The 15,543-nt window shown below is 67.7% G+C and carries 18 protein-coding genes; 14 read left to right on the top strand and 4 right to left on the bottom strand.

Annotation, left to right across the window (positions count from 1 at the left end; all coding sequences use genetic code 11):
* The first annotated feature begins 137 nt into the window (after window positions 1–137).
* The 5 genes from gdhA (at window position 138) to G6034_RS00930 (ending at window position 5,028) form a co-directional block, all read left to right on the top strand.
* Window positions 138–1,478: an NADP-specific glutamate dehydrogenase gene (gdhA, locus tag G6034_RS00950; RefSeq protein ID WP_176633219.1), complete on the top strand. Its 1,341-nt coding sequence runs from the start codon at window positions 138–140 to the stop codon at window positions 1,476–1,478.
* A 207-nt stretch (window positions 1,479–1,685) separates the two neighbouring features.
* Window positions 1,686–2,945: an FAD-dependent oxidoreductase gene (locus tag G6034_RS00945; protein ID WP_176633218.1), complete on the top strand. Its 1,260-nt coding sequence runs from the start codon at window positions 1,686–1,688 to the stop codon at window positions 2,943–2,945.
* Window positions 2,946–3,314: 369 nt separating this feature from the next.
* A complete protein-coding gene (locus tag G6034_RS00940; protein WP_176633217.1) occupies window positions 3,315–4,427 on the top strand; it encodes a 3-deoxy-7-phosphoheptulonate synthase in 1,113 nt (370 codons plus the stop codon).
* A gap of 154 nt (window positions 4,428–4,581) precedes the next feature.
* Window positions 4,582–4,818 carry a helix-turn-helix domain-containing protein gene (locus G6034_RS00935; RefSeq protein ID WP_176633216.1) on the top strand — a complete coding sequence of 79 codons (237 nt, stop codon included), beginning with the start codon at window positions 4,582–4,584 and terminating at the stop codon, window positions 4,816–4,818.
* Window positions 4,819–4,929: 111 nt separating this feature from the next.
* Window positions 4,930–5,028: a 30S ribosomal protein bS22 gene (locus G6034_RS00930; protein ID WP_003792170.1), complete on the top strand. Its 99-nt coding sequence runs from the start codon at window positions 4,930–4,932 to the stop codon at window positions 5,026–5,028.
* Window positions 5,029–5,088: 60 nt separating this feature from the next.
* On the opposite strand, the gene G6034_RS00925 is transcribed toward G6034_RS00930, so the two are convergent.
* Complete coding sequence (locus G6034_RS00925; RefSeq protein ID WP_176633215.1) at window positions 5,089–5,901, bottom strand: HAD family hydrolase; 813 nt, start codon at window positions 5,899–5,901, stop codon at window positions 5,089–5,091.
* Between the two features lie 95 nt (window positions 5,902–5,996).
* Here G6034_RS00925 and G6034_RS00920 point away from each other — a divergent pair, with 95 nt between their 5' ends.
* Entirely contained in the window at window positions 5,997–6,287 is a 291-nt protein-coding gene (locus tag G6034_RS00920) for a glutaredoxin family protein (protein WP_176633214.1), read from the top strand.
* Window positions 6,288–6,366: 79 nt separating this feature from the next.
* Window positions 6,367–7,116: a redox-sensing transcriptional repressor Rex gene (locus G6034_RS00915; protein WP_176633213.1), complete on the top strand. Its 750-nt coding sequence runs from the start codon at window positions 6,367–6,369 to the stop codon at window positions 7,114–7,116.
* A 15-nt stretch (window positions 7,117–7,131) separates the two neighbouring features.
* Here G6034_RS00915 and G6034_RS00910 read toward each other — a convergent pair whose 3' ends face one another.
* Window positions 7,132–7,818 (bottom strand): hypothetical protein, encoded by a 687-nt coding sequence (locus G6034_RS00910; RefSeq protein ID WP_176633212.1) that lies wholly within the window; start codon window positions 7,816–7,818, stop codon window positions 7,132–7,134.
* 416 nt (window positions 7,819–8,234) lie between these two features.
* Complete coding sequence (locus G6034_RS00905; protein WP_176633211.1) at window positions 8,235–8,792, bottom strand: YceI family protein; 558 nt, start codon at window positions 8,790–8,792, stop codon at window positions 8,235–8,237.
* 208 nt (window positions 8,793–9,000) lie between these two features.
* Between G6034_RS00905 and G6034_RS00900 the strand changes: the two genes are divergently transcribed.
* From G6034_RS00900 to ccsB, 5 genes are all read left to right on the top strand, one after another.
* A complete protein-coding gene (locus G6034_RS00900; RefSeq protein ID WP_176633210.1) occupies window positions 9,001–9,663 on the top strand; it encodes a histidine phosphatase family protein in 663 nt (220 codons plus the stop codon).
* 108 nt (window positions 9,664–9,771) lie between these two features.
* On the top strand, window positions 9,772–10,377 hold the full coding sequence (locus tag G6034_RS00895) for a TlpA family protein disulfide reductase (RefSeq protein ID WP_343037886.1): 606 nt from the start codon (window positions 9,772–9,774) through the stop codon (window positions 10,375–10,377).
* A 47-nt stretch (window positions 10,378–10,424) separates the two neighbouring features.
* A complete protein-coding gene (locus G6034_RS00890) occupies window positions 10,425–11,141 on the top strand; it encodes a cytochrome c biogenesis CcdA family protein (RefSeq protein WP_176633374.1) in 717 nt (238 codons plus the stop codon).
* Window positions 11,141–12,844: a cytochrome c biogenesis protein ResB gene (gene resB, locus G6034_RS00885; protein ID WP_176633209.1), complete on the top strand. Its 1,704-nt coding sequence runs from the start codon at window positions 11,141–11,143 to the stop codon at window positions 12,842–12,844. Before G6034_RS00890 ends, resB begins: the two co-directional genes overlap by 1 nt.
* Window positions 12,844–13,944 carry a c-type cytochrome biogenesis protein CcsB gene (gene ccsB / locus G6034_RS00880; protein WP_176633208.1) on the top strand — a complete coding sequence of 367 codons (1,101 nt, stop codon included), beginning with the start codon at window positions 12,844–12,846 and terminating at the stop codon, window positions 13,942–13,944. Before resB ends, ccsB begins: the two co-directional genes overlap by 1 nt.
* A gap of 88 nt (window positions 13,945–14,032) precedes the next feature.
* Here ccsB and G6034_RS00875 read toward each other — a convergent pair whose 3' ends face one another.
* A complete protein-coding gene (locus G6034_RS00875) occupies window positions 14,033–14,434 on the bottom strand; it encodes a PLDc N-terminal domain-containing protein (protein ID WP_176633207.1) in 402 nt (133 codons plus the stop codon).
* A gap of 71 nt (window positions 14,435–14,505) precedes the next feature.
* Between G6034_RS00875 and G6034_RS00870 the strand changes: the two genes are divergently transcribed.
* Complete coding sequence (locus G6034_RS00870) at window positions 14,506–14,835, top strand: DUF4229 domain-containing protein (RefSeq protein ID WP_176633206.1); 330 nt, start codon at window positions 14,506–14,508, stop codon at window positions 14,833–14,835.
* 67 nt (window positions 14,836–14,902) lie between these two features.
* Entirely contained in the window at window positions 14,903–15,541 is a 639-nt protein-coding gene (locus G6034_RS00865) for a TIGR03085 family metal-binding protein (RefSeq protein ID WP_176633205.1), read from the top strand.
* Window positions 15,542–15,543: the final 2 nt, after the last annotated feature.

The following is a 15,543-nucleotide window of genomic DNA, read 5'->3' as shown; positions in this document are numbered from 1 at the left end:
CCCCGGGAATCGGCAGGGTCGTGCATCCGGTCTCGAATTCCAAGAATAATTGGCTTTGCGGCGTGGGATGACTGGAAAATTGCCGGTGAGCATATTTATGCGCCCGTCGAGGCGCCCCGCACTTTCCTAGGAGACTCATGGACACCAGGCTTGAAGCCATTCGGGAGCAGGTATTGGCCCGCAATCCCGGGGAGAAGGAATTTCACCAGGCAGTTGTCGAAGTATTCGAGAGCCTCGGCCCGGTATTGGATAAACATCCAGAATTCGTCGACGCGGCCGTGCTCCAGCGCCTGTGTGAGCCTGAGCGCCAGATCATCTTCCGGGTTCCGTGGGTGGACGACGCCGGGCGGGTGCAGATCAACCGCGGCTTCCGGGTGGAATTCAACTCGGCCCTCGGCCCGTACAAGGGCGGCCTGCGCTTCCACCCCTCCGTGTACCTGGGCATTGTGAAGTTCCTGGGCTTCGAGCAAATCTTCAAGAACGCCCTGACCGGCATGCCGATCGGCGGCGGCAAGGGCGGCTCGGACTTTGACCCCCGCGGCAAGTCCGACGGAGAGGTCATGCGCTTCTGCCAGAGCTTCATGACCGAGCTCTACCGCCACATCGGCGAGTACACCGACGTCCCCGCGGGCGACATCGGCGTGGGCGGGCGCGAGATCGGCTACCTGTTCGGCCAGTACAAGCGCATCACCAACCGCTACGAGTCGGGCGTCCTGACCGGCAAGGGGATCGGCTGGGGCGGTTCGCTGGTGCGCCCGGAAGCCACCGGCTTCGGCACCGTGCTGTTTGCCCAGGAAATGCTCAAGACCCGCGGCACGTCCTTTGACGGCCAGCGCGTGGTGGTCTCCGGCTCCGGCAACGTGGCCACCTTCGCCATTGCCAAGGCCCAGCAGTTTGGCGCCAAGGTGGTGGCCTGCTCGGATTCCTCGGGCTACGTCGTGGACGAGAACGGCATTGACGTTCCCCTGCTGCGCCAGATCAAGGAAAAGGAGCGCGGCCGCCTGAAGGAGTACGCCGTACGCCGCGGCGCCTCCGTCAGCTACATTGAGGGCGGATCGGTCTGGGACGTGGACACCGCCGTGGCCCTGCCCTGCGCCACGCAGAACGAGCTCAACACCGAGGCCGCAACCCGACTGGTGAAGAACGGGCTCGTCGCCGTCGCCGAAGGCGCCAACATGCCCTCCACCTCGGGCGCGGTTGCCGTGTTCCAGGAGGCGGGGATCCTCTTCGGACCGGGCAAGGCGGCCAACGCCGGCGGCGTGGCCACCTCGGCCCTGGAGATGCAGCAGAACGCCAGCCGCGACGCGTGGTCCTTTGAGCACACCGAGCAGCGCCTCACCCAGATCATGGTTGGCATCCACGACCGCTGCGCGGAGACCGCCGAGACCTATGGCTCGCCCGGAAACTACGTGGTCGGCGCCAACATCGCCGGCTTCGTCAAGGTGGCCGACGCCATGCTGGCCCAGGGCCTGATCTAGGGACCAGGCTTCCGGGCCCACCCCGCATGTCGGACTTTCGGCGCGTCCCCCCGCCACGCGGGGGACGCGCCGAAAGTCCGTCCGGGCAGGCCACAGCGGCCCGTTTCGCCGTCCGGGGCGCGGATTCCGGTCCCGGCGAAACCCCGGTTAGGCTGGGACCGGTGCCGGCGCCAAAGATGCCGGCCAAGCCCAAGAGGAGAGTGAATCGTGGTCAGTGCAAAGGCGCCTGGGCATGTGGTTGTTGTCGGTGCGGGTATTGTCGGATTGTCCACCGCCTGGTATCTGCAGGAGCACGGCATCGGCGTCACCGTGGTGGACCGTGGCGGCGTGGCCAGCGGCTCCTCCTGGGGCAACGCCGGCTGGCTGACCCCGGCGCTCACCCTGCCGCTCAGCGAACCCTCCGTCCTCAGCTACGGGCTCAAGGCCATGATTGACCCGGCGTCCCCGCTCTACATCCCGCTCTCCGCCGACCCCCGGCTGCTGAAGTTCCTGGCCGGCTTTGCCCGCAACTGCACCCCCGGAAAGTGGCGAGCCGCCATGGGCGTTTTTGCCGAGGTGGGCCACACGGGCCTGGACGCCTTCGATGAGATCGCCCAGGCGTCGGGCCCCGGGGCCGAGCCGACGCGCCCGGCCGATCCCTTCCTGACGGGCTTCGCGTCCGCTGCGGACAGGGACGCCCTGGTGAAGGAGTTCAACGTGATTCGGGAGACCGGGGGCAGCGTCGACTATTCCCTCATGACGGGGGAGGAACTGCGCGCCCTGGAACCGACCCTCGGCCACGGCGTGGTGGCCGGCATCGGGATCCGCGGCCAGCGCTACATGAACCCGCCGGCGTTCATGGACTCCCTGGCCCGGTCCGTCGCGGAGCGCGGCGCCACCATCACAGGCGCCTTCAACGTGGTGGACGTGCGCGATTCCGGCACCGGCGTGGATGTCATCGGCTCCGAGGGCCGTTCCCTGAAAGCCGACGCCGTGGTCCTCGCCACGGGTGCCTGGCTGGGCACCCTGGCCCGCAAGTTTGGCGTCAAGAGGGTGGTCCAGGCCGGCCGAGGCTACAGCTTCACCGTGGTGCCCGAGTCCATGCCCAGCCACCCCATCTACTTCCCCGCCCAGCGCGTGGCCTGCACCCCGCTGGGCGACAGGTTCCGCGTGGCCGGCATGATGGAGTTCCGCGACGCCGACGCTCCCCTGGACCCGCGCCGCATCAAGGCGATCGTGGAGGCCGCCTCGCCCATGTTCACGGGCATCAACTGGGAGGACCGCGCCGAGGAGTGGGTGGGCGCACGCCCCTGCACCACCGACGGCTTCCCGCTCATCGGGGCCTCGAAGTCCCCGCGCGTGCACGTGGCCGGCGGCCACGGCATGTGGGGGATCGCCCTGGGCCCGCTGACCGGCAAGATGATTGCCGCCGGCCTGACCGGCACCACCGCGCCGGCCATCATGCGCCACTTCAACCCGCTGCGCTGAGCCCGGCCGCCGGTTCCTCCAACTCCGCCGCCCCATGCGGGGTGCGCAGGGCACGACGCCGTCGCACCGGCGTCGTGCCCCTCCGGCCAGGGTGGCCTCCTCGCTGGAGATCCCGGAGCAGTCCTGCCGCGGCCCGCGACACACGGGTGACACAATTTGTTGGCACGGCAGCGGGCGGTCTACAGTGGTGCCATGACAAACCGTTGGTATGCGTATTTTTCGTTGGCTCTGGAGGGGCCCGCGTCTAACTGACACGCATCCAATCACCTTCAGAGCCAACAGGACAGGGAAACTTTTCCCTGTCCTTCGCCATTTCCGGGCGGGCTTCTGAACAGGGGTCCGCTGCCACCCCACCAAAGGATCCGCTCCATGACCACCACAGCAGCCGAAACCACCAGCGGCACCGCGAATTTGCGCGTCAGCCAGTTCACCGCCCTGCCCACGCCCGCCGAACTCGAGGCGGAACTGCCGCTGGACGCACCGGCGGCTGCCGTCGTCGAGCGCGGCCGCGACCAGGTCCGGGCCGTCATGGACGGCGTGGACGACAGGCTCCTGGTGATCGCGGGTCCGTGCTCCATCCACGACCCCGCAGCCGGCCTGGAGTACGCGCGCCGCCTGGCCGCCGCCGCGAAGGAGCACGAGGAGGACCTGCTGGTGGTGATGCGGGCCTACTTCGAAAAGCCGCGCACCACGGTGGGCTGGAAGGGCCTGATCAACGATCCGCTCCTGGACGGCAGCCACGACGTCGCGACGGGACTGCGGATGGCCCGCAAATTCCTGCTCGACGTGGCGGGGCTGGGGCTGCCGGCCGGCACCGAGTTCCTGGAACCCATCAGCCCCCAATACACGGCCGACCTCGTCTCCTGGGGCGCCATCGGGGCGCGCACTGCCGAAAGCCAGATCCACCGCCAGCTTTCCTCGGGCCTGTCGATGCCCGTCGGCTTCAAGAACGGCACCGACGGCGACCTCCAGGTGGCCCTGGACGCCTGCAACGCCGCCAGCGCGGCACAGTCGTTCCTGGGGATCGACGGCGACGGCCGGGCCGCCCTGGTCAGCACGGCCGGCAACGCGGACACCCACGTGATCCTGCGCGGCGGCCGCAAGGGGCCCAACTACTCCGCGGCCGACGTCGGGGCCGCCGCGGCGTCGGCGGCCGGCGCCGGGATCAACCCGCGGTTGATCGTGGACGCCAGCCATGCCAACTCCGGCAAGAGCCACCACCGCCAGGCCGAGGTTGCGCTGGAAATCGGCGCCCAGCTCGAAGCGGGCGGCCCCTCCGCCCAGGCGATCGCCGGGGTCATGCTGGAAAGCTTCCTGGTGGGCGGTGCGCAAAAACTGGACGTCGGTGACGTTGCCGCCGGCACGGCCGTGCTGGCCTACGGGCAGAGCGTGACGGATGCCTGCATGGAATGGGACGTCACGGCGGACGTGCTGGCAGCGCTGGCCGGGGCAGCGCGGGCGCGCCGGACCCGCGCCGCGTAACAGGGCCGCGCCGCGCAGGGAATCCCGCGTCCGGGGACCAATTTCCGGTAACAGCTTTCACTTTGGCCCCGCCAGCATCTAGAGTAAGGCCTATGGTTTTCCGGGCCTCATCATCCTGGAACGGGTTAATTCGACAATAGGGAAGCCAGGGGCAATGGTGCAGGAGCAAAACTTCTCCAATGTGAACTTCCTGACGGTCCAGGAGGTCGCGGAGCTCATGCGCGTGTCGAAGATGACCGTCTACCGCATGGTCCATGCCGGGGAGCTGCCCGCCGTCCGCTTTGGCCGCTCCTACCGCGTCCCCCAGAATGCGGTGGAGACCATCTTGAAGTCGTCCGTGGTGGAGGACAAGGACCAGGGCGGGGCCTCCGGTTCGGCGCATACCGGCTAGAGGCGGTACCCTAGGAAAGATCCATTTTCGGCTTTGACCGATTCCTGCGATCGGTCGACCTAATCGTTTACGGCTCCGTTTGGGGCCAACTATGTAGTTTGTGAGGAATCCATGGGTTCAGTAATCAAGAAGCGCCGCAAGCGGATGGCCAAGAAGAAGCACCGCAAGCTGCTTCGCAAGACCCGCCACCAGCGTCGCAACAAGAAGTAAGTCGGCGTCTGCACAAGGCACCTGTCCACATCTGTGGGCGGGTGTTTTTGTTTTGTGCCCCTACTTCCGCCGCATCGAGGCGATGCCCTTCCAGAGCCCGTACACCACCCCGGCGCCCGTGGCGGCCTGCAGGCCCAGGGTCGCCGCGCGGCGACCCGAACGGTAGTCGTAAATGGGCCAGTTGTGCTCGCGCGCGTGGCGGCGCAGCCGGGCGTCGGGGTTGATGGCGACAGGGTTGCCCACCGCGGTCAGCAGCGGGATGTCGTTGAACGAGTCGCTGTACGCCCAGCACCGGGACAGGTCCAGCCCCTGCTGTTCGGCCAGGTCGCGCACGGCCCGGCCCTTGGCCGCCCCGTGCAGGATCTCGCCCACGATGCGGCCTGTGTAGAGGCCGTCCTCGACTTCCGCCACGGTGCCCAGGGCGCCGGTCAGGCTCAGCCGCTTGGCAATGACGCCGGCCACCTCCACCGGCGTGGCGGTCACAAGCCACACCTGCCTCCCGGACTTGAGGTGCTCCTGCGTGAGCGCCCGCGTTCCGGGCCAGATCTTGGAGACGATCATCTCGTCGTAGACTTCCTCGCCCAGGTGGCGGACAAACTCCGAGCTGATGCCGGCCGCCAGTTTCTTGGCCGAGTCCTGGACGGAGTGGACGTCGGCCATGTTTTCCCCGCGCAGGATGAACTTCGCCTGCTTCCAGGCAAAGCCGGCCGCGTCCCGCAGCGTGAAGGCCTTTTTCTGGTACATCTTCCGCGCCACATGGAACAGGCTGGCGCCCTTCATGAGCGTGTTGTCCACGTCAAAGAATGCGGCTTCGCCCTGAAGATTCGCAGCGGTCGAGGCGGCCTCGGCACTGTCGGTAGTCACGTCGGGCATGGAACGAGTCTAGTCAATGCGCACCTGCCTTGCCCGTCGTGCCGTTTTTGGCGCGGTTGACGGTGGCGAAACTAAAGTATGCGTACGGTTAAGGCATGGAGCCCGTTTCCGGCGCAACGCCGATTCTCGAATTGATCACCAAGGCCGAATGCCACCTGTGCGAGGACGCCCGGGAAGTGGTGGCCGGCGTGGCCGGGCGCCTGGGTGTGGCGTGGAGCGAGCGGCGGATTGACGGCGATCCCGCCCTTGTCGAACGCTACGGCGAAGAGGTCCCGGTGGTCCTCGTGGACGGTGTGCCGCGCGATTTCTGGCACATCGACCCCGTCCGGCTGGGCGCCGTGCTGGAGCGGGCCCTGGGCCGGCAGGGACCGCCGGCCGGGCGCTGATGCCACACACGGGCCCCGCTTTGGCTAACGGTTGGGCACGTCCTACAGTGGATAATGGCCGACGGCGGACCCCGGCGACATGTGTTCCCCGCCCGGGTGCGGCCATGGCAACAGAATTTGGAGCGTCACCTTGTCCCCATCGCAGACCCCGGACGAACCGGCCGCAGAAGCGGCCCGGCAACTGCCGCCTGCCACGGTGTCGCGCCTGACCCTGTACCTGCGCACGCTGAACGCCCTGCTCTCGGAGGGGACCGAACGGGTGTCCTCCGAGGCGCTGGCCGAATCGGCCGGCGTCGGCTCCGCCAACGTCCGCAAGGACCTTTCCTACCTCGGTTCCTACGGCACGCGCGGCGTCGGCTACGAGGTGGCGCACCTGAGCCGCAAGATCGCCCAGGCCCTCGGACTGACGCATGAATGGCGCGTGGCCATCGTCGGTGCGGGAAACCTGGGCCGCGCCCTGGCCCGCTATGCAGGCTTCGAGTCCCGCGGCTTTGACGTGGTGGCACTGTTGGACGCGGACCAAATGCTGGTGGGCACCGAGATTGGCTGGCTGCGCGTCACGGACGTGGCCGATCTCGAACACACGCTGGAAAAGACGCGCGCCAACATGGTGGTCCTGGCGCTGCCGGCCGCGGTGGCCCAATCGGTGTGCGACCGCGTGGTGGACGCGGGCATCCACAGCATCCTCAGCTTCGCCCCCGTGGCCCTCTCAGTTCCCGCCTTCGTAAACCTGCGCAAGGTGGACATGGCCACCGAGCTGCAGATTTTGGCCTATCACGCCCAGCGGCTGGCGGACCCGCGCCTGGACGAGGACCGCCCGGGGGCCTGAGCGACGGGCTTGTTGTCAGTAGCCGTGCGGACCGTTTCCGGGGACGCGCCTGGCAAAGTATTCCTTGGCGGGGGAGCGGTACAGGATGATGACGGCCACGAGCCCCAGCCCCACCTGGACAACGGTGAAAACGTTCGGCTGCGTCAGGGCCAGCAGGGACACGATGGACAAGACCAGCCCGGTGGTTCGTGCCCAGCCGGCCCCGCGGCGGATTTTGACGGCCAGCCAAAAGTACACCGCCGCGGCAATCAGGCTGAGCACGGTGGCACCGACCAGCAGCCCGGTGATGGCGGACTGGTCGGCCATCAGGGTGTCGTAGGCGGGGTCGCTGGGCAGGGCGGACTTTAGGGCGTCCAGCATCGTGGTCCGGACGGACGGCAGGAACAAGACAAACAGCAGCAGCAACCCCGAGAGCGCCTGCAGGCCGCCGGCCGCCATGATCAGCCTGCTGGAGACCGCCACCTGGCGGGGTGCGGCCAGGTGTTGGCCGGGCGGCACGGGGCCGGAGCCGGGGTAGGCGGAGGCGGGCGGAAGGCCCTGGGACGGCCCGGCGTCGTGCGCGGGGTCCGCGGACTGCGGCGGCCGCCACCCCTCCGGGGCGTACTGGCCGTAGCGCGGCACGCCCGGGGCGATCTCGCCATAGTGGCCGGGGCCGGGACCGGGGGTAGGCCGCTCTTGAGGTGTTTCGTCAGGAGTGGTCATGGAAGTGGTCCCTTTCGGTGGCGGCCGGCGGCAGCCTTGTGGGCCGCGCCGGGTTTGTATTTAACCCTACGCGACCGCGTGCCCCGGACCTACCCGGAACGTGCCCGGGCGGGGTGCCGGATCCGGCGGCGCCCCGCGAGCGGGCACTGATCCAGGTGGAGGACTTCGACAGCCCCAACGGCATGGCGCCGATGGACGCCGCCATGCCGTTGGGGCTGACGAACGGCACGGAAATCAGGAAAGTGGCCAGGCTCCCCAGGAGCCACCACACTGCGGGGGGCAGGCCACGCAGCCGGAACAGGCAGGCGGAGCCGCCGGGCGGAAAATCGTGGGCGGACTTGGGCGGACTTGGGCGGAAAGGGGAAGTGCCGGCCCGCCACGGGGCGGACCGGCACGTCTGGAAGGCGTTCGGGTGCCTAGGCGGCCTTCACGAAGGCAACGTCGAGGGTGATCGTGACCTTGTCGGAGACCAGCACGCCGCCGGCTTCCAGCGCCGCGTTCCAGGTCAGGCCGAACTCCTTGCGGCTGATGACGGTCTTGGCCTCGAAGCCCGCGCGGGTGGCGCCGAACGGGTCCACGGCCACGCCGTTGAACTCGCCCTTGAAGGTGACGGGCTTGGAGATGCCGCGGATGGTCAGCTCGCCGGCCAGCTCAAAGTCGCCCTCGTCGCCGGAGACGCCCGTGGAGGTGAAGGTCAGCGTGGGGTGTTCCTCGACCTCAAGGAAGTCGGCGCCGCGCACGTGGCCGTCGCGGTTCGCATCGCCGGAGTTGAAGCTGTTGGCCTGGATCGTGGCGGTGACGGCGGCGTCGGCCAGCGTCTTCCCGAGGGTCAAGGTGGCGTCCACGTCGGTGAACTGGCCGCGCACCTTGGAGATGCCGGCGTGACGGACGGTGAAGCCAACCGTGCTGTGGGCGGCGTCAAAGTTCCAGGTGCCCTGGCTCAGGCCTACGGTTTCAACGGAAGTTGCAGTCATGTGATGCTCCTAGGGATTGGGGTTCAATACAGGGTTCAGGACCCGTCAAGCGAGGTCCTTCACCGGGTATAAGCATGCGTTTGCATCTAATATTCCCTGCGGCGGAAATTTCTTGGTTTTTTTGGGCCGGACTTGTGCCACTGTGGCGCCCGAGGCTGGGAATTCCCTGATTAACCCCAATCCGCGTAACTTTGAGAAACTTGGACACATGTCCCGAGTCACTGTTCACCTGTTGCGCCATGGCGAGGTATTTAATCCCGAGGGCGTGTTGTACGGCCGGTTGCCCGAATTCCACCTCTCCGAGCGCGGCCGTGCCATGGCGGACCTGGTGGCGGGGCACTTCAAGGCCCTGGCGGACGGCGGCGCCGCCCCCGTGTACCTTGTTTCCTCACCCCTGGCCCGTGCCCAGGAAACCGCGCAGCCCACGGCTGTCGCGCTGGGACTGGAGATTGTCACCGATCCGCGCATCATTGAGGCTGAAAACCATTTCGAGGGCATGAAGGTCAGCAAGGCCGAGCTCCTCAAGCCGAGGCACTGGCCGTATCTTGCGAACCCCCTGCGCCCGTCCTGGGGCGAGCCGTACGCGGCCCAGGCGGAACGCATGCTCGCAGCGGCGCGGGATGCCCGGCGTCGTGCCTGCGAGCTGGGAGGGGATGGCGCGCAGGCCATCATGGTCAGCCACCAGCTGCCCATCTGGGCCACGCGGCGCAGCGCCGAGGGCAGGCGGCTGTGGCACGACCCCCGCCACCGCGAATGCACCCTGGCCTCCCTGACATCCCTGACGTTCGACGCGGACGACGTGGTGGGCGTGAGCTACAGCGAACCCGCCGCTGTGCTCCTGCCCGGCGCCGCCACCACCCCCGGAGCCTGAATTTGCGGCCCGGGCTAGGCGAAAGCCACCATTTCGACGTAATGTAGAAATTCCGACGAAAATAACCAGCCACGCCACAACAATCCTGCAAGATGAAAGACAACTAGAGTGACTTCCTCGATGAGCCGCCGTTCATTGTTCGCCGCCACGGGCGCCGTGCTGGCCATTGGCCTCACGGCGTGCGCGTCCAGCGACACCCTCGCAAAACAGGCCGCGGCGGGGGACAGCAAGGGATTCGTGGCGGGGGACGGCTCCGTCACGGAATACGCCCCGGCCAAGCGCTCCGCGCCCGTGGAGTTTTCCGGGAAGCTTTTTGACGGCAGCACCGTCACGGCGGCAGGGCTGCGCGGCAAGGTCACCGTCCTGAACTTTTGGTATGCCGCGTGCTCCCCGTGCCGGGAGGAGGCGCCCGAGCTGCAGGCCCTGCACGTCGAATTTGAGCCGCAGGGCGTGGACTTCTACGGCGTGAACATCCGTGACGAGGTCGCCACGGCGGAAGCGTTCGAGCGCAGCTACAAGCTGACGTACCCGAGCATCATGGACAAGGACGGCGGCGTGCTGCTGGCCCTGTCCAAGCGGAACCTGGTGCCGCCGGCCGCCGTCCCCACCACCCTGGTGCTGGACAAGCAGGGCAGCGTGTCGGCCCGCATCCTGGGCCCGGCGGACAAGGGGACGCTCAAGGCGCTCATCACCTCCGCGCTGGCCGAGAAGTAGGGACGTTGGCCAACAACCCATTTGCCGAGGCGATTTTCAGCGGCCCCATGCTGCTGGCGATCCCGGTCGCCCTGCTGGCCGGGATCGTGTCATTCCTGTCGCCGTGCGTGCTGCCGCTGGTGCCCGGCTACCTGGGCTATGTCAGCGGTCTGGCCGGCGCCGACCTGGAAAAGCAGCGGCGCGGCCGGATGCTGCTCGGCATTGGCCTTTTTGTCCTGGGGTTTTCGACGGTCTTTGTCCTCATCGGGGCGGTGTTCGGTCAGCTGGGCGCCTGGCTGCGGACCCCCGGCGCCGGCTGGGTCACGCAGGTCCTGGGCGTGGTGGTCATCCTGCTCGGCGTGGTGTTCCTGGGCGGACTGAACTGGTTCCAGCGCGATGTCAAGATCCATGCGAAGCCGCCGGCGGGCCTGTGGGGCGCCCCCGTTCTGGGGATCACCTTCGGGCTGGGCTGGGCGCCGTGCATCGGCCCCACCCTCAGTGCCGTCCTGGCGTTGTCGTATTTTGACGGGACCACCGCCGCCAAGGGTGCGTTCCTGACGTTTGTGTACTGTCTGGGGCTTGGGGTGCCGTTCCTGCTGATCGCCGTGGGCGTGCGGCGCGGGCTGGGCGCCCTGGCGTTCTTCCGCACGCACCGCCGCGGCCTGCAGTGGTTTGGCGGGGGCCTGCTGATCTCCCTGGGCCTGTTGATGGTGACCGGTTTGTGGGGGACGTGGATCAACCAGCTGCAATTCTGGTTTGCCAGCGAAGTGATACTGCCAATCTGATGAGGGATGACTCGGTGCAAGAAGAGCAAGGCAAGAAGCCGGCCAAGGACGACGTTGAGCTGCCACGGCTGGGATGGGTTGGCATGCTCCGCTGGGCCTGGCGGCAACTGACCAGCATGCGGACGGCCCTGTTCCTGCTGCTGCTGCTCGCCGTGGCGGCCGTTCCGGGGTCCCTGTTCCCGCAGCGCGCATCCAACCCCTCCAACGTCACGCAGTACCTGGCGGACCACCCCGCCTCCGGGCCCATCCTGGACTGGTTCAGGCTCTTCGACGTCTACTCCTCGCCGTGGTTCGCGGCCATTTACCTGCTGCTCTTCACGTCCCTGGTGGGATGCGTGCTGCCGCGGGCCAAGATCCACGCGAAGGCCATGCGCTCGGCGCCCCCGCGCACCCCCAAGCGCCTGTCCCGGCTGGCCGAATACGGCACCGTGGAGATCCCGGCCGGCAGCGGCGTCGACGCCGAACAGGCCGTCAGGGATGCCGCTGCCGTCCTCAAGTCGCGCCGCTACCGCGTGGACGTGCGCGATCTAGGCACGGAACGCCCCTCGGTGGGCGCCGAGATCGGCTTCCTGAAGGAAGTGGGAAACCTGGTCTTCCACGTCTCCATCCTGGGCGTCCTCGCGGCCGTCGCCTACAGCGGCCTGGCGGGGTACAGCGGCCAGCGGGTGGTGGTGGAAGGCGAAACCTTCGTCAACACGCTCGTCGGCTATGACACGTTCACCCCCGGCGCTTATTTCAACAGCGACCGCCTGAGCCCGTATTCAGTGACGCTGGACAAGCTGGCCGTCAAGTATGACCGTGAGTCGCCGGGGCACTATGGCCAGCCGATCGACTTCACGGCCACCCTGACCACCAAGGACGGCCCCGACGCCGGGGCCAGGCAGCAGGTGCTGAAGGTCAACGACCCCGTGTCCCTGGGCGGCACCAACATCTACCTGGTCGGCAACGGCTACGCGCCGGTGGTGACCGTCAAGGACGGCAAGGGAAACGTTGCCTTCCAGGGCCCGGTGGTCGCCATCCCCACCGACGGCGCCTACACCTCGCTGATAGTCATCAAGGTCCCGGACTCGAAGCCAAAGCAGCTCGGCTTTGTCGGCTTCTTCCTGCCCACAGCACTCGTGGACGACAAGGGCGTGTCCTACGGCTCCGACCCGGATCCGTTCAACCCGCAACTGAACCTCAACGCCTACACGGGCGACCTGGGCCTGGACAACGGCATTCCCCGCAACGTCTACACGCTCGACACGTCAAAGATGAAGCAAATCAACGGCCGCGACCTGAAGGCCGGCGGCATTGTGCTTGCGCCCGGCCAGAGCTACAAGCTGCCGGACGGCAACGGCACCATCAGCTTTGACGGCATCAAGCGCTTCGCCGCCCTGGACATCCGCCACGACCCGGGCCAGGGTTTCGTCCTGGTGTTCGCTGTCCTGGCCCTGGCCGGCCTGATGTCCTCCCTCTTCCTGAACCGCCGCCGGGTGTGGATCCGCACCGGCAACCACCCGGACGGGCGCACCATGGTGGAGTTCGGCCTGCTGGCCCGGGGCGAGGACCACCGCCTGGCAGGGGAGGCCGCCGCCATCAGCAAGGCACTCCATGCCAAGTGGCTGGTGCCGCTGGACCCGCAGGTGGAAGATGGTAACCGGACACCCGCCAATCGTTCCGACGCCGCAGCCGGCGTCACCATGTCAAGTAAGGACCAGTAATGCCAACAATCAATGCAGGCTTTGCCCTGCTCAGTGAGCAGTTCATGCTTATGGCCGGCCTGGCCTACGTCGTTGCGTTTTGCGCCTACGCCTGGGATCTGGTGACGTACAGCAAGACCGTCCGCCGGGGCCTGGCCGTGGACTCCGCAGCCGGCACGGTCTCCGCCGATGCCAGCCGCCTGGTGGGCGTGGGAGCGTCCGGGGCGTCCGACTCCGGCGCCATCGGCCAGGACCTGGGAGCGGGTCCCCTTGACCGCGGCGTACGCCCCAGCAGCAAGACGCACAGCGGCTCGGACGGCATCACGGCCGGCGACTCCATGCGTTACGGGAAGGAAAAGCGCCGGGCAGCGAGGATTGCCGTGGCAATCACCGTGGTGGCCGCCGTGGTCCACGGCCTGGCCGTGCTGTTCCGCGGGCTCGCCGCGGGGCGCGTGCCGTGGGGCAACATGTACGAGTTCTGCACCACCGGCGGGTTCACCGTGGCGCTGATCTTCCTGCTGGTGCTGACCCGGCGCGACCTGCGCTTCCTCGGCACCTTCGTCATCGGGCTGGTGCTGGTGATGATCACGGCCGCGTCGGTGGCGTTCTGGACGCCCGCCGGGCACCTGGTGCCGGCGCTGCAAAGCTACTGGCTGATCATCCACGTCTCCATCGCCGTCATGTCCTCGTCCCTGTTCACCCTGACCTTCGCCATGTCGGTGCTGCAGCTTCTGCAGTCGCGCCGCGAGGCCTCCATTGCCTCCGGCAAGCCGGACAAGGCCCTGGTCATGCGCCTGGTTCCGAACGCGCTGAGCCTGGAAAACATGTCCTACCGCATCAACGGCATCGCCTTTGTGGGCTGGACGCTGACGCTGATGTTCGGCTCCATCTGGGCCGAAAAGGCGTGGGGCCGGTTCTGGGGCTGGGACACCAAGGAAGTGTGGACGTTCGTCATCTGGGTTGTCTACGCCGGCTACCTGCACGCCCGCGCCACGCGCGGCTGGACGGGCACCCGTGCCGCCTGGCTGTCGATTGTTGGCTACCTGTGTGTGGTCTTCAACTTCACGATCGTCAACGTGTACTTCTCCGGCCTGCACTCCTACGCCGGCGTGGGCAGCTGATCGCGGGCAGCCAAGACAGCCCGGCGCCGGAATCCCGGTCCTCCCCGCCGGCCCGGCTGGATGTTCAAGGGCGGCGGATCGGCCCGGTTCAGTGCTTGGTTTCGTCGTTCGGGTGCTGCTCGCGGAGCTTGGCCTCGCGGGCGTCAAGTTCGGCCCGGAGCTTGCGCAGGCGTTCGGCCTCGGCCTTCTGCGCGCAGGTCACCTCCAGGTTGCGGAGGAAGTCGGGATCGTCGTCCGGGGCCCGGAACTGGCTGCTGCGGCCCATGAGGGACGGGCCGCGCTGAGCGGAGGTGGGGCTGCCAACAGCCGCCGCGTACCGCGGACGTCCCAGGAAGAGCCAGAGGAGGACGCCCACCAGGGGCAGCAGCACAATAACAATGATCCAGGCGGGCTTGGGCAGGCTCCGGACATCGGCCGGTTCGCTGCGGATGCAGTCTATGAGTCCGTAAATGAAGAGGACCACACCGAAGATCACTGGGATATAGCGCATGCTTCATTCTATCGTTGACGGACAAATTGGGCTCCGGGCGTGTGTTCAGAATCAACGGCTAAGCTTGGCCCGTGGCTTTCTTCAAATACTCCCTGATCCGCGGCCTGCTGTTTCTGGCATTCTTCCTGGTGGCCAACCTTGCCCTGCGCCTGAGCCCGCTGTCGTCCGCGCTGGCAGCGGCGCTGTGCGCCTTCGTGGTCAGCTTTTTCCTCCTGCGCAAGCAGCGCGACGGCGCCACGGCCGTCATCGCCGAGCGCTTCGCGCCCCAAGCCACCACGACACAGTCCGCGGGCGCGGTTGCCGACGCCGACGCCGAGGATTCACTCGTCGACTCAAACCCGGACGTCTGGGTCGACGCGGACCGCGCCACCAGGAAGCCCCGCGCCCAGCCCGAGGGCTGAGCGGCAGCACGACCGGCCGGACCCGCCCGCACCATGACCGCCCGCAACATGATCGACAAGGACCCGCATGCGCTGGATGGACACGGAACGGCTTGCACTCGTGGAGACGTTCCGGGCGGTGGACCCGGACGCGCCGACACTTTGCGAAGGCTGGACCGTCCGGCGCCTGCTGGCCCACCTGGTGATGCGTGAACATGCGCCCTTGAAGCGGCTCCTCGACGACGCGGCCCGCCCGGAGCCGGGCACGGAGAAACGGCTTGGCCAATACGTTTCGGCCGCCGGGTCCCCGGCCGGCTATGCGGCGCTGGTCCAGCGGTTCGCCGCCGGCACCGGGGCGGCCAACCCCATGACCTGGCTGGGCGACTCCGTCCAGCTCGTGGAATACGTGATCCACCATGAGGACGTCCGCCGGGGGACCGGCGACAACACGCCCAGGGTCCTGCCCGAAGGCCAGCTCGACGCCCTGTGGGCCAAGCTGCCGCTGATGGCCCGGATCGCGTATCTGCGCAGCCCCGTCGGCGTCACGATCGCCGCCAAAAACCGTCCCGCGGTGCCCGTGCGGAAGGGCCGCGGCACCGTCTTGGTCACCGGTGACCCCGTGGAAATGGCGCTCTACGTTTCGGGCCGCCGGCGTGCCGCAACCGTGGACGTCACGGGCAGCGAAGCCAACCTGGCGGCGTTCCGCGAGTGGGCTGCACGCAGGTAACC

The sequence above is a fragment of the Arthrobacter wenxiniae genome (assembly GCF_013376105.1).
In the GTDB taxonomy this organism is placed as follows: domain Bacteria; phylum Actinomycetota; class Actinomycetes; order Actinomycetales; family Micrococcaceae; genus Specibacter; species Specibacter wenxiniae.
The sequence above is the reverse complement of the archived record's forward strand: the minus strand, read 5'-3'. Positions and strand labels throughout refer to the sequence as shown.